16 protein-coding genes and 1 tRNA gene are annotated in these 18,266 nt (G+C 67.3%); 3 read left to right on the top strand and 14 right to left on the bottom strand.

Going from position 1 to position 18,266, the window contains the following annotated elements; all coding sequences use genetic code 11:
• The first annotated feature begins 39 nt into the window (after positions 1-39).
• On the top strand, positions 40-1,860 hold the full coding sequence (locus AC6EUH_RS15350) for an AMP-dependent synthetase/ligase (RefSeq protein ID WP_499739188.1): 1,821 nt from the start codon (positions 40-42) through the stop codon (positions 1,858-1,860).
• A 74-nt stretch (positions 1,861-1,934) separates the two neighbouring features.
• On the opposite strand, the gene AC6EUH_RS15345 is transcribed toward AC6EUH_RS15350, so the two are convergent.
• On the bottom strand, positions 1,935-5,330 hold the full coding sequence (locus AC6EUH_RS15345; RefSeq protein WP_499739187.1) for a pyruvate carboxylase: 3,396 nt from the start codon (positions 5,328-5,330) through the stop codon (positions 1,935-1,937).
• 313 nt (positions 5,331-5,643) lie between these two features.
• Here AC6EUH_RS15345 and AC6EUH_RS15340 point away from each other — a divergent pair, with 313 nt between their 5' ends.
• Positions 5,644-6,495 (top strand): ParA family protein, encoded by an 852-nt coding sequence (locus AC6EUH_RS15340; protein ID WP_499739186.1) that lies wholly within the window; start codon positions 5,644-5,646, stop codon positions 6,493-6,495.
• 124 nt (positions 6,496-6,619) lie between these two features.
• Here the strand turns inward: AC6EUH_RS15340 and AC6EUH_RS15335 are convergent, their stop codons facing one another.
• From AC6EUH_RS15335 to gcvH, 5 genes are all read right to left on the bottom strand, one after another.
• Entirely contained in the window at positions 6,620-7,216 is a 597-nt protein-coding gene (locus AC6EUH_RS15335) for a MerR family transcriptional regulator (RefSeq protein WP_056431152.1), read from the bottom strand.
• 271 nt (positions 7,217-7,487) lie between these two features.
• Positions 7,488-7,991 carry a bifunctional nuclease family protein gene (locus tag AC6EUH_RS15330; RefSeq protein WP_056431150.1) on the bottom strand — a complete coding sequence of 168 codons (504 nt, stop codon included), beginning with the start codon at positions 7,989-7,991 and terminating at the stop codon, positions 7,488-7,490.
• Positions 7,991-8,707 (bottom strand): transcriptional regulator FtsR, encoded by a 717-nt coding sequence (ftsR, locus tag AC6EUH_RS15325; RefSeq protein ID WP_499739185.1) that lies wholly within the window; start codon positions 8,705-8,707, stop codon positions 7,991-7,993. The genes AC6EUH_RS15330 and ftsR overlap by 1 nt, the downstream gene beginning before the upstream one ends.
• A 23-nt stretch (positions 8,708-8,730) precedes the next feature.
• Positions 8,731-9,207, bottom strand: coding sequence for an FHA domain-containing protein (locus AC6EUH_RS15320; RefSeq protein ID WP_056431144.1), 477 nt, complete (start codon positions 9,205-9,207; stop codon positions 8,731-8,733).
• A 153-nt stretch (positions 9,208-9,360) separates the two neighbouring features.
• Positions 9,361-9,747, bottom strand: coding sequence for a glycine cleavage system protein GcvH (gene gcvH, locus AC6EUH_RS15315; RefSeq protein ID WP_056431139.1), 387 nt, complete (start codon positions 9,745-9,747; stop codon positions 9,361-9,363).
• Between the two features lie 146 nt (positions 9,748-9,893).
• Here gcvH and AC6EUH_RS15310 point away from each other — a divergent pair, with 146 nt between their 5' ends.
• A complete protein-coding gene (locus tag AC6EUH_RS15310) occupies positions 9,894-10,763 on the top strand; it encodes an Fpg/Nei family DNA glycosylase (protein WP_499739184.1) in 870 nt (289 codons plus the stop codon).
• 103 nt (positions 10,764-10,866) lie between these two features.
• On the opposite strand, the gene AC6EUH_RS15305 is transcribed toward AC6EUH_RS15310, so the two are convergent.
• From AC6EUH_RS15305 to AC6EUH_RS15270, 8 genes are all read right to left on the bottom strand, one after another.
• Positions 10,867-10,943 (bottom strand) — tRNA-Pro (locus AC6EUH_RS15305).
• A gap of 165 nt (positions 10,944-11,108) precedes the next feature.
• Positions 11,109-12,659 carry a ribosome biogenesis GTPase Der gene (der, locus tag AC6EUH_RS15300; protein ID WP_056431135.1) on the bottom strand — a complete coding sequence of 517 codons (1,551 nt, stop codon included), beginning with the start codon at positions 12,657-12,659 and terminating at the stop codon, positions 11,109-11,111.
• The gene (locus AC6EUH_RS15295) at positions 12,656-13,336 is read right to left on the bottom strand and encodes a lysophospholipid acyltransferase family protein (RefSeq protein WP_499739218.1); all 681 of its coding nucleotides are present in this window, start codon (positions 13,334-13,336) and stop codon (positions 12,656-12,658) included. Before AC6EUH_RS15295 ends, der begins: the two co-directional genes overlap by 4 nt.
• 85 nt (positions 13,337-13,421) lie before the next feature.
• Positions 13,422-14,150: a (d)CMP kinase gene (gene cmk / locus AC6EUH_RS15290; RefSeq protein ID WP_056431132.1), complete on the bottom strand. Its 729-nt coding sequence runs from the start codon at positions 14,148-14,150 to the stop codon at positions 13,422-13,424.
• On the bottom strand, positions 14,150-15,259 hold the full coding sequence (locus tag AC6EUH_RS15285) for a prephenate dehydrogenase (protein ID WP_499739183.1): 1,110 nt from the start codon (positions 15,257-15,259) through the stop codon (positions 14,150-14,152). The genes cmk and AC6EUH_RS15285 overlap by 1 nt, the downstream gene beginning before the upstream one ends.
• A 2-nt stretch (positions 15,260-15,261) precedes the next feature.
• Positions 15,262-16,566: a pseudouridine synthase gene (locus AC6EUH_RS15280; protein ID WP_056431126.1), complete on the bottom strand. Its 1,305-nt coding sequence runs from the start codon at positions 16,564-16,566 to the stop codon at positions 15,262-15,264.
• Positions 16,567-16,683: 117 nt separating this feature from the next.
• A complete protein-coding gene (gene scpB / locus AC6EUH_RS15275) occupies positions 16,684-17,265 on the bottom strand; it encodes an SMC-Scp complex subunit ScpB (protein ID WP_499739217.1) in 582 nt (193 codons plus the stop codon).
• A gap of 89 nt (positions 17,266-17,354) precedes the next feature.
• The gene (locus tag AC6EUH_RS15270; RefSeq protein WP_499739182.1) at positions 17,355-18,266 is read right to left on the bottom strand and encodes a segregation and condensation protein A; all 912 of its coding nucleotides are present in this window, start codon (positions 18,264-18,266) and stop codon (positions 17,355-17,357) included.

Genomic DNA, 18,266 nt, shown 5'->3' with positions numbered 1-18,266 from the left:
CGTACCCCTTGCGGGTCCATGGATATCAAAGGAGCTAACGTGCGAGAAATCAGTGTCCCGGCCCTGGTCACCGTCCCCCCGGAGTCGAACGTCACGGACCTGGTCCTGCGTCAGGCGGCCAAGGCCTCCAACCCGGCCCTGTTCTCCCGCCTGGACGAGGCCGGACAGTGGCAGGACGTCCGGGCCACCGATTTCCTGGCCGATGTTTCACTGCTCGCCAAGGGCCTGATGGCCAGCGGCGTTGGGGCCGGCGACAGGGTTGGCATCATGTCCCGCACGCGGTACGAATGGGCGCTTATCGACTTCGCGATCTGGTTCGCCGGCGCCGTCTCGGTGCCGATCTACGAGACGTCCTCCCCCTCGCAGGTTGCCTGGAACCTGGGCGATTCCGGCGCCGTCGCCGCCTTCGGCGAGTCAGCCCACCACGAAAACATCATCCGGCAGGCCGCCACCTCGGAAGGGCTCACCGCACTGGCCCACGTCTGGCAGCTCGAAGGCAAGGGCCTCGACGAGGTCCGCGCCGCCGGTGCGTCCGTCAGCGACGAGGAACTGGAGGCCCGGCGCAGCCTGGCTTCGCTCACGGACCTCGCGACGATCATCTACACCTCGGGCACCACCGGCCGGCCGAAGGGCTGCGAGCTGACCCACGGCAACTTTGTTGAACTCTCGGAAAACGCGCTGGCGACCTCGCTGAACAAGATCGTGCACGAGCAGGCCCGGACCATCATGTTCCTGCCGCTCGCCCACGTGTTCGCAAGGTTCATTTCGGTGCTCGCCGTGGCCGCCGGTGTCACGGTGGCACACACGCCCGACATCAAGAACCTCCTGCCGGACCTGCAGAGCTACAAGCCGACCTTTATCCTCGCGGTGCCGCGGGTCTTCGAGAAGGTCTACAACTCGGCGCTGACCAAGGCCGAGGACGGCGGCAAGGGCGCCATCTTCCACCGCGCCGCGGACACCGCGATCGAGTTCTCCCGCGCCCGGCAGGCCGGGAAGGTCGGTTTGGGCCTCAAGCTCAAGCACACCCTCTTCGACAAACTCGTCTACGGCAAGCTCCGCGCCGCCATGGGCGGCGAGGTAGCCCACGCCGTCTCCGGCGGCGGCCCGCTGGGCGAGCGGCTGGGACACTTCTTCCAGGGCATCGGCATGCAGATCCTGGAGGGCTACGGACTGACCGAGACCACGGCCCCCGTCACCGTGAACACCCCTGAGCTCATCAAGATCGGCACCGTCGGCGCCCCGATTCCCGGCAACGCCGTGAAGATCGCCGACGACGGCGAGATCCTCGCCAAGGGCGTCTGCGTCATGCGCGGCTACTTCAACCGCGAGGACCTCTCCGCCGAATCCTTCGACGACGGCTGGTTCCGCACCGGCGACATCGGCCAGCTCGATGAGCAGGGCTTCCTGACCATCACGGGCCGCAAGAAGGAAATCATCGTCACGGCCGGCGGCAAGAACGTGGTGCCGGCCCTCCTGGAGGACCAGATCCGTGCCGACGCGCTGGTTTCCCAGGTGCTCGTGGTGGGTGACAACCGACCCTTCATCGGCGCCCTGGTCACCCTCGACGAGGAGGCCCTGCCCGGCTGGCTGCACCGCCATGGGCTGCCCGCCTCGACCACCATTGCCGAAGCCACCGACAACCCCGTGGTCAAGGCCGCGGTGCAGGAGCTCATCAACGGCGCCAACCAGTCGGTGTCCCAGGCGGAGGCGATCAAGTCGTTCCGGATTGTGCCGGCCGACTTCACGGAGGCCTCCGGCCACCTGACGCCGTCGATGAAGGTCAAGCGCGCCCAGGTGATGAAGGACTTCGAGAACGTCATCGAGGAGATGTACGGCGCCCCGCGTCCCACCCAGCTCTAAGCACTTCAGCAAAGGGACCCTCCGCAGTGGCGGAGGGTCCCTTTTTGTGTCCGGCTCGAGGTTGTTCGCTGCCGCTATTCGACGACCAGCAGCAGGTCCCCGCCCTGGACCTGCTCGATCGCACCGACGGCGAGGCGCGAGACCGTGCCGGCGACCGGCGTCGTAATGGACGCCTCCATCTTCATGGCCTCGATCGTGGCCACGGTGTCGCCTGCCTTGACGGTTTCCCCGGCCTTGACGGTCAGGGTGACGGCCCCTGCGAACGGTGCGGCCACCTGGCCCGGCTGGGAGGTGTCGGCGCGTTCAGCGGCCTTGACGTTGCTGACCACGGAGCGGTCGCGGACCACCACCGGACGGGACTGCCCGTTCAGCGTGCACATGACCGTGCGCATGCCCTTCTCGTCCGGCTCGGACACCGCCTCGAGCGAGGCGATCAGGTTGACGCCCTTCTCCAGCTCGATCTCGTGCTCGGCGCCGCGCTGCAGCCCGAAGAGGTAGTCGCGGGTATCCAGGACCGAGAGGTTGCCGTAGGTCTCCACGCTCTTCTGGTAGTCCTTCGTGGGTCCCGCGAAGAGCAGCCGGTTGAGGGTCTGCTGCACGGTCTTGGAATCGGACTTGAGCGCGGCGCTGTCCTCGGCGCTGAGCTCCACGTCGCGGACCTTCACCGTGCGACCCTGCAGGGCCTTGGTGCGGAACGGCTCGGGCCAGCCACCCGGAGGATCGCCCAGTTCTCCGGACAGGAACCCGATCACGGAATCCGGGATGTCATATTTCTGGGGGTTCTCGTTGAAGTCCGCGGGATCGGCGTTGAGGCCCACGAGGTGCAGTGCGAGGTCGCCGACGACCTTGGAGGACGGGGTGACCTTTACCAGCCGGCCCAGGATGCGGTCCGCCGCGGTGTACATGTCCTCGATCGCCTCGAACCGTTCGCCGAGCCCCAGCGCCATCGCCTGCTGGCGCAGGTTGGAGAGCTGGCCGCCGGGGATTTCGTGCTGGTAGACGCGTCCGGTGGGTCCCGGGAGGCCGGACTCGAAGGGTGCGTAGACCCGGCGTACGGCTTCCCAGTACGGTTCCAGGGCACACACGCTCGCCAGGCTCAGGCCGGTGTCGCGGGGCGTGTGGGCCAGTGCGGCGACCAGGGCGGAGGCGGAGGGCTGGCTGGTGGTGCCGGCCAGCGAGGCGGAAGCCACGTCCACGGCGTCCACGCCGGCGTCGACGGCTGCCAGAAGTGTTGCCAGCTGCCCGCCCGCGGTGTCGTGCGTGTGCAGGTGCACCGGGAGGCTGAAACGTTCGCGCAGTGCCGATACCAGACGGGCAGCGGCGGCGGGACGCAGCAGGCCGGCCATGTCCTTGATCGCCAGGATGTGCGCGCCGGCGTCGACGATCTTCTGGGCCAGCTCCAGGTAGTAGTCCAGAGTGTAGAGCGTCTCGTTCGGGTCCAGCATGTCCGCGGTGTAGCACAGTGCCACTTCGGCGACGGCCGTGCCGGTCTCGCGGACGGCGCGGATGGCCGGGGCCATCTGGTTGACGTCGTTGAGCGCATCGAAGATGCGGAAGATGTCGATGCCGGTGGCGGCGGCCTCGTTGACGAAGGCAACCGTGACTTCTTCCGGGTACGGGGTGTAGCCGACCGTGTTGCGGCCGCGCAGGAGCATCTGCAGACAGACGTTCGGCAGGGCCTTGCGCAGTGCGGCGAGCCTGTCCCAGGGATCCTCGCCGAGGAAGCGGAGGGCGACGTCGTACGTGGCACCGCCCCAGGCCTCGACGGAGAGCAGCTCCGGGAGGAGCTTGGAGACGGCCGGGCCTGCGGCCACGAGGTCGCGGGTGCGGACGCGGGTGGCCAGCAGGGACTGGTGCGCGTCGCGGAACGTCGTGTCGGTGACGGCGACGGCTTCCTGGGCGCGCAGTGCGGCCGCGAAGCCTTCCGGTCCCAGCTCCAGCAGCCGCTGGCGGGAGCCCGGCAGGGCCACGGACTCGTCCAGGGCCGGGAGCTTGGCGGCGGGATCGCTGTGGACCGTGAGGTCGCCGTTGGGTTTGTTCACAGTGACCTCGGCGAGCCACGTCAGCAGCTTGGTGCCGCGGTCCGCCGACACCCGTGCCTTGAGCAGCTCGGGGCGTTCGTCGATGAATGAGGTGGCCACGTTGCCGGCGATGAAGTCGGCGTCGTCCAGGACGGCCTGCAGGAAGGAGATGTTGGTGGAGACGCCCCGGATGCGGAACTCGGCGAGGGCACGCCGGGCCCGGGCCACGGCGGCCGGGTATTCGCGGCCGCGGCAGGTCAGCTTAACCAGCATCGAGTCGAAATGCGGGCTGATCTCGGCGCCGGAGTAGACGGTGCCGCCGTCGAGCCGGACGCCGGCGCCGCCGGCCGAACGGTAGCCGGTGATCTTGCCGACGTCGGGCCGGAAGCCGTTGGCCGGGTCCTCCGTCGTGATGCGGCACTGCAAGGCGGCGCCCTTGAGCTGGACTGTCTCCTGGGAGAGGCCCAGGTCCGCGAGGGTTTCCCCGGAGGCGATTCTCAGCTGGGCCTGGACAAGGTCGACGTCGGTGACTTCCTCTGTGACAGTGTGCTCGACCTGGATGCGCGGATTCATCTCGATGAAGACGTGCTGGCCCGCCCGCTCGCCCACGGTGTCGACGAGGAATTCCACGGTGCCGGCGTTGACGTAGTTCAGTGCCTTGGCGAACTTCACGGCGTCGCGGTACAGCGCCTGCCGAATGCCTTCGTCGAGGTTCGGCGCCGGGGCGATCTCGATGACCTTCTGGTGGCGGCGCTGGATGGAGCAGTCGCGTTCGAAGAGGTGCATCACGTTGCCCTCCGCGTCGGCCAGGATTTGGACCTCGATGTGGCGGGGCCGCAGGACAGCCTGCTCCAGGAACATGGTGGGGTCGCCGAAGGCCGCGTCGGCTTCGCGCATGGCGGCCTGCAGGGCTTCGGGCAGCGCCTCGCGGGTGTCGACGCGGCGCATGCCGCGCCCACCGCCGCCGGCGACGGCCTTGGCGAAAATGGGGAAACCGATCTCGTCGGCGGCGGCGATCAGCTCGTCGAGGTCCTTCGAGGGCTGGCTGGATCTCAGGACGGGCACGCCGGCCTTGCGGGCCGCCTCAAGGGCTGCGACCTTGTTGCCGGCGAGTTCCAGGACCTCGGCGGGCGGGCCCACGAAGGTGATGCCGGCCGCGGCGGCGGACCGGGCCAGGCGCGGGTTCTCGGAGAGGAAACCGTAGCCGGGGTAAATGGCGTCGGCCCCGGCTTCCTTGGCCACCCGCACCACTTCGTCGACGTCGAGGTAGGCCCGGACAGGATGGCCCTCGTCACCGATCAGATATGCCTCGTCGGCTTTCTGACGATGGATGGAGTTGCGGTCCTCATGCGGGAAGACTGCCACGGTCTTGGCGCCAAGTTCGTAGCCGGCGCGGAAGGCACGGATCGCGATTTCGCCGCGGTTGGCCACCAGAATCTTCGAAAACATACTTCTCCTGCATCATCGCGGGTGTATCTGTAATTGGTCACAGTGTCTAAGACGTGAACGGGCAAACACAAACTATTGTGGCGACCGTCACAGGGGCGTGCGTCACGTAGGGATACCGGATTAGCCAAGGGCGGCTACCGCCCTGATGGAAGCTTATCCATGATCTGCCGCCCCGGCACCCGATGAGACAGGTTTCCTCGGGGCGGCAACATATGATGAGTGGGTGGGTGGCGCATGCTCGCCCCGGCTCCGGAGAACGCAGGAGCCGGCAGGACCCCGTCCCGGCAACCGGCGTTAGGTATTGGTTTTTCAAGTGCAAGTAGTCAGCATCAGCAGCCTCAAAGGCGGTGTCGGCAAGACATCGGTGACCACCGGATTGGCGTCCGCGGCATTGGCCGCCGGCATCCCCACCCTTGTCGTCGACCTTGATCCGCACGCGGATGCCAGCACGGCCCTCGGCGTCCGGCCGGGTGACCAGCAGGATATCGGCCGGATGCTCAAGGCTCCCCGGCGGGCACGCCTGGCCGAGAACGTGGTCCCCAGCGGCTGGGTGGATCGGGCCCACGCCAACGGCGTCGTCCCCGCCGGCTCCGCCGCGCCCGTCCTGGATGTGGCCGTCGGCTCCGCCTACACGGGCATCTATGACCGCCCCGACCTGGGCCGCCGCGACCTGCGCCGGCTCTCCACTGTGCTGGCCGGCGCGCAGAACTATGAGCTGGTCCTCGTGGATTGCCCGCCCTCCCTGAACGGGCTCACCAGGATGGCCTGGTCCGCCAGCGACAAAGTCACGCTGGTGGCCGAGCCAGGGCTGTTCTCGGTCGCGGGCACGGAGCGCACCATGCGCGCCATCCAGCTGTTCCGCCAGGAATTCGCCCCGAACCTCTCCCCTGCGGGGATTGTCGCCAACCGGGTGCGCAGCGGCTCCGCGGAGCACACCTTCCGGCTTTCAGAGATGGAGGCCATGTTCGGCGGGCTGCTGCTTTCCCCGCACATCCCGGAGCAGGCCAACTGGCAGCAGATCCAGGGCGCCGCACACTCCATCCACCACTGGCCGGGGGAATCGGCCAAGAACGCCGCCGCCCTGTTCGACGCCCTGCTGGCGAACGTGCTGGACACGGACCGCCGGCAAACCGGCGCCCCGGTCCGGGAGCGTGTCCACCACTAGGCGGACGCACCCACCCCGGCGGCGACAAAAGGTGCCTAACGGGGCCCGCAACGTTTAAACGGCGAAGGCCGCCTTCCCTGGGGAAGGCGGCCTTCGCCGTTGGTGGAACTAGGGCAGCTGCAGCCTAGCCGATCTTGCGGGCGGCCCGGCGCTTGCTGAGTTCGTCGTCGGGAAACGACTGGTCGCTGGCGTGCTCGCTGGGAAGGGCCGCGAGGCTGCCTTCCACTTCGCGCCAGACACGGCCGACGGCGATGCCGAAGACACCCTGTCCGCCCTGGACAAGGTCGATGACTTCGTCCGCCGAGGTGCACTCGTACACGCTGGCGCCGTCGCTCATGAGGGTGATCTGGGCAAGGTCCTCCACGCCGCGCTCCCTGAGGTGCTCGACGGCGGTGCGGATCTGCTGCAGGGAGACGCCGGTATCGAGGAGGCGCTTGACCACCTTGAGAACGAGGATGTCGCGGAAACCGTAGAGTCGCTGGGAGCCTGAGCCGGCAGCGCCGCGGACGGCGGGCTCCACCAGACCGGTACGCGCCCAGTAGTCCAGCTGGCGGTACGTGATGCCAGCCGCTTTGCAGGCGGTGGGACCGCGGTAGCCCGCGTCCTCGTCCAGGACAGGGAGATCCTCGGTGAACAGCAGGCCCTGGGCACCGCTTGCGGGCACGGCTACACCAGCCGTCGAGGGCTGCTTCAGCTCGCCTGCTTCGCCTTTCGGACTCACGTGGATCCTCCTTGTCATGGCTCCCCTGCGGACAATGCACCAACAACCGGTTATGCCTAGCTAAAACGAACCACAGGTGGATAAAATTCATCCGTGTAATTCTGCCGAGGCTGCACCTTCCAGTGTGACCTGAGCGGCTGTTGCATGCAATGGGAACTTGTACTTCTGACGTTAGGCCTGCCGGGGCCCAAGGTCAAAGACGTTCGGGGTATTGCCGGGGCGTGTCGAAACTTTCATCCTCGACTTTAACCTTGATGTGGCACCGGCCCGCTCAACCGGCGAAGTCTTCAGGCTCGACGTCGTCGAGGAACTCGCGGAACCTGCGCAGCTCCCCCTCTTCGTCGACGGCGGGTCCCGGGTGGGTGTCTTCACCCTCGTCGTGTTCGGTGATCCGGACTCCGGCCTCTTCCATCACGGCATCGGCGCACCAGATCCGGCACTTGGCGCGGAGGGCGAGAGCCAGGGCGTCCGAGGCGCGGGAGCTGACGGTGGTCCCGTTCTCGAACTGGAGCTGCCCGTAGAAGATGTTGTCTTCCACGGCCACGATATTCACGCTGACGATGTTGTGGCCAAGCGATTCGACGACGTCGATCAGCAGGTCGTGGGTCATTGGGCGCGGCGGCACCACCCCTTGCTGGGCCAAGGCGATCGCGCTGGCCTCGGGCGTGCCGATCCAGATCGGCACGTGCCGCTCCCCGTGGATCTCCTTGAGCAGGACGAGCGGCTGGTTCGACGGCAGTTCGATCCGCACGCCTACAATTTCCACCTCAATCATCAGATGTCCATCCTCGAGATGCGGTCCTGAACCAGCGCGCGGTGCAGCGTCAGGCACAATTCGCTGATCTCCCGGGCGGCCTCGGCGGCCCGGGCATGGGAGGCGGCGTCCTTGCGGGAGGTCAGGGTGGCCACCGCGCGCTCCACGAGTCCGAATTCCCGCTCGGCGGCCGCCTGGAACGGCCGCAGGTGCCGCGGTTCCAGGCCGTGATTCTCCAGCTGCACGCAGGCGCGGGCCACCTGGAGGGCGTTCTCATCGAATTTGCCGTTGACATGCCCGATCAGGCCGAAGCTCAGGAGCGATTCAACCAGCGGAACGCTCGCCCCGGACTCCGCCCGGAGCTGTTCCTCGCTGAGCCGGCGGACCCGGTTCTGCAGTTCGGAAGCCAGTTCCTCGGAGACAATCCGCGGCGAGACCGTGACACCGGGGGGCAGGTTCTCGGGGCGTTCCCCGCGGTCGATCGCATCGAGATAGTCCTTGATAACCTTCAGCGGCAGGTACTGGTCCCGCTGGAGCGACAGGACGAAGCGCAGCCGCTCGACGTCGTTCTCGGCGTACTGCCGGTACCCGGCAGGGGTCCGCTGGGGATTGATCAGCCCCTTTTCCTCGAGGAACCGGATTTTTGACGCCGTCATGCTGGGGAAATCGTCGCTCAGTTGAGCCAGGACTTCCCCGATGTTCAGAACCTGGGGTCCGCGCCGTTCAGCTTGTGCCATGGCCACAGGCAGCTACCCCGGAATCAGACGTTGCCTGCTGCGCGGGCAGGGCTCAGGTAGAAGGTGAGACGGAACTTCCCGATCTGCACTTCGTTGCCGGACTTCAGCTCCACGCTGTCGACGCGGTCGTGGTTCACGTAGGTGCCGTTCAGGCTTCCGGTGTCCACCACTTCGAAGCTGCGCGCCGTGCGGCGGAACTCGACGTGCCGGCGGGAAACCGTGACGTCGTCGAGGAAGATGTCGGCATCCGGGTGCCGGCCCGCCGTCGTGACGTCCGAGTCCAGCAGGAAACGCGCGCCCGTGTTGGGTCCGCTGTGCGCCACGAGCAGGGCGGAGCCATATGGCAGCGCCTCAACGGCGGACCGCTCCTCAGCCGAGAGTTTCGGGGCGATGGTGGGTTCATCGCGGACCGGGGTGAGGTTGATCGACGTGGTCTCCGAAGCCTTCACTCCACCCGTGCCATAGCCGTCACCGGTGTTGTTGTGTTCGTGCCCAAACATTGATTCCTCCATTCGCTGCAGGTGTCCCCCCTGCAAACAACGCATGCCGTCCGGAAATGCCTCGCAAATCCGGGATACAGCCCTCCGGCGGGGCGTCGTTCGACTGGTTTCCCAACGGTTGTCCCAACGCCCCGGCCCGAATGGCCTTTAGCTTTAGCCTACCTGTTGTTCGTACTCCGATGCACTGAGGAGCGACTCGATCGCGTCGGCCTCCGCCAGCTTGATTTCCATCAGCCAGCCCTCACCGTAGGGATCCGAGTTGATCAGGGCGGAATCGGTGTCCAGGGCCTCGTTCCGGGCCACCACTTCACCGGAGACCGGAGCGTAGATGTCGCTGACGCTCTTGGTGGACTCGACCTCGCCGATGACGTCGTTTGCCTTGATGGCGGTGCCGGCCTCCGGCATCTGTGCATAAACGACGTCTCCCAGCGCGTCCTGGGCAAAATCAGTGATACCCACGCGCACCACACCGTCGGCGTTCGGAGCGGAAACCCACTCGTGTTCTGCGGTATAGGACAGCTCTTCGGGAATGATGCTCATGACGGGCCTTTCATCGGGTCAATCACCATTGTCTTCGGCGGTCAGCTGAACTGTCCGCCGGTGAAAGTATAGGCATATCCGGGCGGGCCCGGGGAGGACTCTGGCATCATGAAGCGATGACCGAAAACACCGAAATCGGCTAGGCAATGCCAGAGCTTCCGGAAGTGGCGGCCCTCGCGGACTTTCTGGACGGGCACCTGCGGGGCGCCCTCGTCACAAAGGTCCAGATCGTATCTTTCGCCGTGCTGAAAACCGCTGATCCGCCCTTCTCCGCACTGGAGGGGCGGACGGTAACCGGCGTGCGCCGCTTCGGTAAGTTCGTCAGTCTGGATGCCGAGGGGCTGTTCTTTGTCTTCCACCTGGCGCGGGCCGGCTGGGTCCGCTTCACCGACGCGCCCACCGACACCCCGCTGAAGCCCGGCAAGGGCTACATCGCGGCGCGGCTGTCATTTGCCGGCGGCTCCGGCCCGCTCGGCGTCGATCTGACCGAGGCCGGAACGAAGAAGAGCCTGGCGGTGTATGTGGTCCGGGATCCCTCCGACGTTCCCGGAATCGCCGCCCTCGGGCCCGATCCGTTCAGTGAAGGGTTCGACGCCGACACCTTAGCGGGCATCCTCGCGGCCAGTCCGCACCAGATCAAGGGTGTGCTGCGGAGCCAAAGTGTAATGGCGGGCATCGGCAACGCCTACAGCGACGAGATCCTGCATGCGGCCGGGATGTCGCCCTTCGCCGTGGCGAAGTCCCTGGACGGCGAAGCGGTCAAGCGGCTCTACGACGCCATCCACAGCGTTCTCGGTACGGCCCTCCGGGAAGCCGCCGGAAAGCCGCCCGCTGAACTCAAGGACACGAAGCGGAGCCACATGCGGGTCCACGGCCGGGCCGGTGAAGCGTGCCCGGTGTGCGGCGACACCGTCCGCGAGGTGTCGTTCGCCGATACGGCCCTGCAGTACTGTCCCGGCTGCCAGACGCAGGGCAAAATCCTGGCCGACCGCCGGACGTCGCGTTTCCTGAAATAGGCGTCGCCGCCCTTTGTGTCGGCCCGGGCCCTTGCTGGGAACCGGGCCGGGGACGCAGAAAACCCCGCCACTCCCTGATCGGGAATGACGGGGTACTTTCTGTTGGTCGGGCTGACAGGATTTGAACCTGCGACCCCTTGACCCCCAGTCAAGTGCGCTACCAAGCTGCGCTACAGCCCGCTGGTTCCGCCGTTCTCCGCTCCCGATTCCATCCTCTGAATATCCAGAAGATTTCATCTGAGCAGTCCGGCCGAACCACCTTGAAAAGCTTACACGATCCCGGAGGGTGCCCGTGACACTTTTGGCCCGTCACGGGAACTTTTTCCCTCGGCGGGCGGTCCGGAATTAGCGCTTCTTGCCGCGCTTTTCCCGCACACGCATGTTGACCTCGATGGGCGTGCCCTCGAATCCGAAGGTTTCGCGGAGCCGGCGGGTGATGAAGCGGCGGTAGCCCGGGTCCAGGAATCCGGTGGTGAAGAGCACGAACTTCGGCGGACGGCTGGAGGCCTGGGTGCCGAAGAGGATGCGGGGCTGCTTGCCGCCGCGGACCGGGTGCGGGTGCGCCGCGACGAGTTCGCCCAGGAAGGCGTTGAGCCGGCCGGTGGGGATGCGCTTGTCCCAGCTCTCCAGGGCGGTGTCCAGGGCAGGGACCAGCCTGTCCTTGTGCCAGCCGGTCAGCGCCGAGATGTTGACGCGCGGCGCCCACGCCACGTGGGCCAGGTCCTGCTCGATTTCACGTTCCAGGTAGGTGCGGCGCTCGTCGTCCAGCAGGTCCCACTTGTTGAACGCCAGAACCAGGGCACGGCCGGATTCGATGGCCAGCTGCAGGATGCGGACGTCCTGCTCGCTGAGCACCTCGTCCACCGCGAGGAGGACGACGGCGACCTCGGCCTTTTCGAGGGCGCTCTGCGTCCGCAGCGAGGCGTAGAAGTCCGCGCCCTGCGCCATGTGCTGGCGGCGGCGGATACCGGCGGTATCCACGAAACGCCAGGTGCGGCCGCCGAGTTCGATGAACTCATCCACCGGGTCGCGGGTGGTGCCGGCGGTGTTGTCCACAACAACGCGCTCGGAACCGGCCAGCTTGTTCAGCAGCGAGGACTTGCCGACGTTCGGACGCCCGATCAGGGCGATCCGGCGCGGACCGCCGGAACGCTCCAGGCCTTCGATGGTGGAGAACTCGGGCAGCGTGTCCATCACGTGGTCCAGGAGGTCGGCGACGCCGCGGCCGTGCAAAGCCGAAACCGGGTACGGCTCGCCGAAACCGAGGCCCCAGAGGGTTGCCGAGTCGGCTTCCTGCGCGAAGTCGTCCACCTTGTTGGCCACCATGATGACCGGCTTCTTGGACCGGCGGAGCATCTTGACGACGGCTTCGTCCGTGGCCGTGGCGCCGACGGCGGAGTCGACGACGAACAGCACGGCGTCGGCGAGTTCCACGGCCATCTCGGCCTGTTCGGCAACACGGGCGTGGATGCCGCGGGCATCGTGCTCCCAGCCGCCGGTGTCGACCACGGTGAAGTTCCGGCCGTTCCACGTCGCCGAGTACATCACGCGGTCACGCGTGACGCCGGGGGTGTCTTCCACCACGGCTTCGCGGCGGCCGAGGATACGGTTCACCAGGGTGGACTTGCCCACGTTGGGCCGGCCGATGATCGCCAGGACCGGGTCAAGCTTGACCGGGCCGTCGAAATCCTCGTCGTCGTATTCGCCGCTCAGGAGCGCGGCGTCGTCTTCATCCAGCTCGTAGTCGTCCAGGCCGGCCCGGAGGGAGGCCGCGCGGACCTCGGCTTCCTCATCGTCCAGGGCGGCAAGGTGTTCGGCCACCTGGTCCGTGCCGGTGGGCGTGTATTCGTCTTCGCCGGCGCCAAAGGGGCCGGAGGTTTGAGTCGTATCGCTCATTGCACTTTCCTTATGGGGTGATCTGCCGGCGTCCCGGCTGCTGCTTCATGACGTTCTTGCGGGGAATCCGCGTCGGGCAGAGGCTGCCCGGTTCTTTGGATCGAGTCCTGGACATGGCGGGCCAGCGCGGCGCGGATCTCGGTTCCGGCCCTGTCCATTGAAACACGCCCGGTCTCACCGGGCCTGCGGCTGACGTTGAGGGCTCCGCCGAAGCTGACGTGCAAACGCCGGCGCAGCCGCGGAACGGCGTCGAGGTGTTCGCCGCCGGTCCGGGTACCAAGGATGGCCACGGGGACCACGGTCGCACCGGAGTTCAGCGCGAGCCAGGCGACCCCGTTGTTGATGGCGGAGGCTTCGCCGCTCCCCCGCGTCCCTTCGGGAAGGATGCCGATGCACCGGCCGGCGTCCAGCACGCTCTTAGCCGTCAGGAGGGCCGCCCGGTCGCCCGTGCGGTCCACGGCCAGCTGACCGGAGGCCTGGAGCACCCGGCCGAGGAAACCGCTGAACATCTCCTTCTTGACCAGGATGTGCATGGCCCGCGGGGACGCCCCGAACATCACCGGTCCGTCCAGGAAGCTGATGTGGTTTCCGGCGAAGATCACCGGACCGGTCGCCGGAACGTTCGAGCGGCCGGTGACCGAGGTCCGGTACAGGACGTGGTTCAGGGCCCAGCCCACGGGCCGGCTCCAGAGGGTGGTCCAGCGGGCCGGCACCGCGGCGGCGGAAGTCCCGGCAGGAGACATGTCCGGCCGCTGCCCGGCGTCAGTCACGGTTGAGGGCCTGGTGGTTGACGATGCCGTCGACGATGCTGAGCGCGGCGTCGACGGTCTCGGCGAAATCGAGCTCCGAGGAGTCCAGCGTGACCACGCCGTCGGCGGCCCGGGTGAAGTTCACCACGGTCGAGTCCTTCGCGTCGCGCTGGGTTACCTGTGCGGCGAGCTGTTCGGCGCTCTGGCTGCCGCCGAGCTGGATGCCCCGGCGGCGCAGCCGCGCCTCCTCGCTCGCGGTGAGCAGCATCCGTACTTCGGCATGGGGCGCGACGACGGTGGTGATGTCCCGTCCTTCGACCACCATGCGGCGGTGGTGCTTTTCGATCAGCTCGCGCTGCCGGCGGATCAGTTCGGTGCGGGCGCCGAGGGTGGTGGCGACGGCGCTGACGGCGGCGGATATCGACGGCTCCCGGATCGCGAGGGTGACGTCGGTGCCGCCCACCCGGACGTATTCCTCCAGCGGGCTCGTGCTGATTTCCAGCGGGAGGTTCTCGGCGGCTGCCTCCACCGCGGCGCCGTCGTCCAGGTCCGTGCCGCTGTCCAGGCAGAACCAGGTCAGGGCGCGGTACATGGCACCGGTGTCGAGGTAGGCCAGCTTGAGCCGGCGTGCCACCTCTTTGCTGACGCTGGACTTGCCCGATCCGGACGGCCCGTCGATTGCGACGACAAGGCTTTTTCCGGGACGGAGAATGTCCACGCTTTCAATAAGTTCCTGGGTCATTACTGGAGTACCCGCCATCCGCGGTCATTGAGGGCTTCGATTAACATTTCGTGCTTGTTGGGCAGCACGGAGATTTCCACCATGCCCACGTTCTGTCCCGAGGAGTGGTCCAGCCTGAGGTCCTCGAGGTTGACGCCGATCTCGCCGATCTCCGTCAGGAGCCTGGCGATCTGTCCGGGCGTGTCGTCCACCAGGACAGTCAGCCAGGAGTACGCCTGCGGCGGTCCGCCGTGCTTGCCCGGGATGCGGGACTGCCCGGCGTTGCCTTCGCTGATCAGTTGCGCGAGGTCGAGCCGGGCGCCGGGCGCCGTCGGGTTCTCGAGCGTGCCGATGAGCCGGTTGAGGTCTTCGCGGACCCCGTGCAGGATATCCACCACCTTGTCCGCGTTCGCGCCGAGGATCTGCACCCACAGGGTGGGGTCGCTCGCCGCGATCCGGGTGACGTCCCGCAGTCCGTTGCCGGCGAGGGACAGCGCGTGCAGGGGTGTGCCCTGCAGCCGGCTGGCCACGAGGGAGGACACCACCTGGGGCACGTGCGAGACGAGCGCCACCGCCTCGTCGTGTTCCTCGGCCCCGAACTCGGAGACGACGGCGCCGAGGTCCCCGGCCAGCGCGTGCGCTGCCTTGAGGGCCTGCGGAAGGGTCTCTTCCGAGGGGCACAGTACCCACGGCATCGAGGTGAACAGTTCACCGCGGGCGGCGACGGGACCCGACTTTTCACGGCCCGCCATCGGGTGGGTGCCCACGTACCGGCTGAGGTCGGCGCCGCGGGTGCGGAGCTCGGCCTGGATGCCGGCCTTGACGCTGGCGATGTCCACGACCGTGGCCTCGGGGTAGTCCTTGAGGGCGCGTTCCACAACATCGGCGGTGACATCCGGCGGTGCGGCGACCACCACGAGTTCCGGCTGCTCGCCGTCAAGGCGCGCCAAAGGCAGGCCGGCGCCGATGTCGACGGCGACCGCCTGGTTGGTGGGCGAAGGGTCGGAGAGGAAGACTGCCACTCCGCGGCCCCGCAGGCCCAGTCCGATGCTGGTGCCAAGGAGCCCGGTCCCCACGACCACGACCGGGCCGTTGAGGTGGCCGCGGCCGTGGGTGCGAAAGGCGGACATGCCTACAGCCCTACGGATGCCAGCAGGTGGCCGACTTCCTGCTTGCCGAGGTTGCGGATGCTGCCCTGGCGCTGGTCGCCCAGGCCGATGGGCCCGACCTTCACGCGGACCAGGCGAAGCACCGGGAAACCGACGGCGTCGAACAGGCGGCGGACGATCCGGTTCTTGCCCGAGTGCAGCACCACCTCGATCAGCACGTGGCCCGGGGTGGAGTCAACGAGCTTGAAGGAGTCCACCGAAGCGATGCCGTCCTCGAGTTCGACGCCGGCCTTCAGCTCGGCACCGATACCCTGCGGGAAGGGCCCGCGGACCTGCACGAGGTAGGTCTTGGGCACTTCGTAGGACGGGTGCGTCAGGCGGTTGGCGAGTTCGCCGTCGTTGGTCAGCAGCAGCAGTCCCTCGGTGGCGACGTCAAGGCGTCCGACGTGGAACAGGCGTTCGCCATGGCTGTTGCGGACGAAGTCGCTGATGCACGGGCGGCCGTCCGGGTCTTCCATGGTGGAGACAACGCCCTTGGGCTTGTTGAACACCATGTAGACCATGTTCTCGTCCAGCTGGATGCGGAGGCCGTCGACGTGGATCACGGCCGACTTCGGGTCGACGCGGACACCGAGCTCGGTGACCACCTGGCCGTCGACCTCAACCCGGCCCTCGGCGATCATTTCTTCGCAGACACGCCGTGAGGCGACGCCGGCCGATGCCATGACCTTCTGGAGGCGGATGCCGTCCTGGTCATGCAGTTCAGACTGCGGCACCTCGGCGCGGGGTCCGCGCTTGCGGGCCGGCTTGCGCACGGGCCCGAGGCTCTGCCCGAAGCGTTCGCTGCCGAAGGCGCGGGAACCGGTGGCCTTGGCCGCTCCGGCGCCGATGCGCGGCTTGGGCTTGAGGGCCCCGGGCGTGCCGGGGGCCTTGCCGAAGCCGGGCTTGCGGGCGGCAGCCTTGCGGGCCGCGTCCTTGCCGGAGGGCGCCTTGGACTTCCAGTCCCCGGAGGCGGGGCGGCTTGTCGACGGCCTTGCCGACGGCGCACCGTCGGGTCCCTGCAGGTCCGGATCGATGAAGGCCTCTTCGCGGGGCTTGGGGTGCTTGAAGGGGCGGTCGCTGCCGCCCTTGTAGCCTGCTCCCCCGCTGCGGCTTCCGCCCTGTGGGCGGCCGGAGCCGCCCTTGTAGTCGGCTGCGCCGCTGCGGCCTGCGCCGCCCTGTGCGCCGCGGCCGGAGCCCTGACCTCTGCTTTGTCCGGCGCTGCTTTGTCCGGCACTGTTGCGTCCCGAACTGTTACGTGGTGAACCCTGGCGTCCCGCCTGTGTCATGACCCGTCCTTCGTTTGTTGTCCACGGCCGCTGTCTCCCGACAGCACCCGCCGGCTGGGGCAAACAGCGCCCCGGTGGATACTCGTGCGCAGGCAGTTGTGCCTGCACCAATACTGTCTACATTCTTCCTGCGTCGTAGAACTCTTCGATGCCTTCCAGCCCCGGAAGATGGGGGGAAAGTTGCGGTAGTTCCGCCACCGAGCCGATTCCCATTCTTTCCAGGAAATACGACGTCGTGCGGTACAGGATGGCCCCGGATTCAGGATCATTTCCTGAATCCTCGATCAGCCCCCGCTGCGTCAGCGTCCGCACGACAGAGTCAACGTTGACTCCTCGAATTGCAGACACCCGCGCCCTTGATACAGGCTGGCGGTAAGCGATGACGGCGAGCGTTTCGAGCGCCGCCTGCGTCAGCCTGGCTGTCTGTCCCTCCAGCACGAACCCGCCGACGATGTCGGCGAACTCCGCGCGTGAATAGATCCGCCAGCCTCCGGCGATATTCCGCAATTCAAAACCCCGGGGGGCGGCACGGAAACCAGCAGTATTGATAGCGAAACTGGCATCGTCCACATCCGGGGCATTAACAGTATAGCCGTTATACTCCCGCTGCAGTTCCGCGAGCAGGTCCTCGACGACGTCGACGGTCAGGTTCAGGCCGGAGGCGAGCTCGGCCGCCGTCGCCGGCTGGTCGATCACCATCAGGACGGCCTCGAGGGCTGCCCGGGCGCCGCCGGGCAAGCTGCCGACGTCGGGCAGGCCGGTGTCGGGACCGGTGTCGGGTGCTTCGTTCACGGCTGCTCCTCATATTCTTCACTCAGGTTCGCGCTGCTCCAGGCTTCGCCGTCGGCGGTCCAGCGGACCGTCAGGTCCCCCAGCGGGAGCAACTGTTCAAAGGCCACTGCCTTGTCCCGGAACAGCTCCAGCAGCGCCAGGAAGCGTGCCACGACAACGAGCGTGGATTCGGCGTCGGCGATCAGCGCCCGGAAGGTCAGCGGGCCGGCATGCTGCAGCCGGCGCCCCAGCAGTTCGGCCTGTTCCTTGACGCTGACGGGGGTGCCGTGCAGGTGGGCGAGGCCGACCTCGGTGGGTGCGGCTTCCTTGGGTTTGAGGGCGGCCTCGGCGAGGGCTGCGAACTGCTGCGGGGTGTGCCGCCACAGCAGTTCCGGCAGAAGTGCCGCGAAGTGTCCTTCCAGCGCGACCTGCCGGGGATACCGGGCGGCCTCAAGCTCGAGGGTGGACCCCATCATGCCCGCCACGTGCTTGAACGCCTTGTACTGCAGGAGCCGGGCGAACAGCAGGTCACGGGCCTCCAGCAGGGCGATGTCTTCCTCGTCCTCAACCTCGCCGGCGGGCAACAGCCGTGCTGCCTTGAGGTCCAGCAAGGTGGCGGCAATGACCAGGAATTCGCTGGCCTCATCAAGGGCCCACTCCTCGCCCAGTTTCTGCAGACCCTTGATGTACTTGATGAATTCGTCGGTGACGGTGGACAGTGCCACCTCGGTGATGTCCAGCTGGTGCTTGGAAATCAGGCCGAGCAGGAGGTCGAAGGGACCGGTGAAGTTGGCAAGCCGGACCTCGAACCCAGGTTTCTTCCCGGCGGACGCCTCCAGCTGCCCTGTGTCTGCCGCCGGGTTGCTCACCGCGCCGCTCTTCGCGTCCGGCGGCGAGACGTCCGCCGTCGGAGCTTCCGCCCCTGCCAC

This window comes from Arthrobacter sp. 001422645, from assembly GCF_059816125.1.
The sequence above is the reverse complement of the archived record's forward strand: the minus strand, read 5'-3'. Positions and strand labels throughout refer to the sequence as shown.

Excerpts from the sequence above, each read along its gene's own strand:
- AC6EUH_RS15345 (WP_499739187.1), bottom strand. The coding sequence starts at position 5,330 with ATGTTTTCGAAGATTCTGGTGGCCAACCGCGGCGAAATCGCGATCCGT.
- AC6EUH_RS15330 (WP_056431150.1), bottom strand. The coding sequence starts at position 7,991 with ATGATTGAGGTGGAAATTGTAGGCGTGCGGATCGAACTGCCGTCGAAC.
- ftsR (WP_499739185.1), bottom strand. The coding sequence starts at position 8,707 with ATGGCACAAGCTGAACGGCGCGGACCCCAGGTTCTGAACATCGGGGAA.
- AC6EUH_RS15320 (WP_056431144.1), bottom strand. The coding sequence starts at position 9,207 with ATGTTTGGGCACGAACACAACAACACCGGTGACGGCTATGGCACGGGT.
- gcvH (WP_056431139.1), bottom strand. The coding sequence starts at position 9,747 with ATGAGCATCATTCCCGAAGAGCTGTCCTATACCGCAGAACACGAGTGG.
- AC6EUH_RS15310 (WP_499739184.1), top strand. The coding sequence starts at position 9,894 with ATGCCAGAGCTTCCGGAAGTGGCGGCCCTCGCGGACTTTCTGGACGGG.
- der (WP_056431135.1), bottom strand. The coding sequence starts at position 12,659 with ATGAGCGATACGACTCAAACCTCCGGCCCCTTTGGCGCCGGCGAAGAC.
- cmk (WP_056431132.1), bottom strand. The coding sequence starts at position 14,150 with ATGACCCAGGAACTTATTGAAAGCGTGGACATTCTCCGTCCCGGAAAA.
- AC6EUH_RS15285 (WP_499739183.1), bottom strand. The coding sequence starts at position 15,259 with ATGTCCGCCTTTCGCACCCACGGCCGCGGCCACCTCAACGGCCCGGTC.
- AC6EUH_RS15280 (WP_056431126.1), bottom strand. The coding sequence starts at position 16,566 with ATGACACAGGCGGGACGCCAGGGTTCACCACGTAACAGTTCGGGACGC.
- scpB (WP_499739217.1), bottom strand. The coding sequence starts at position 17,265 with ATGGTGATCGACCAGCCGGCGACGGCGGCCGAGCTCGCCTCCGGCCTG.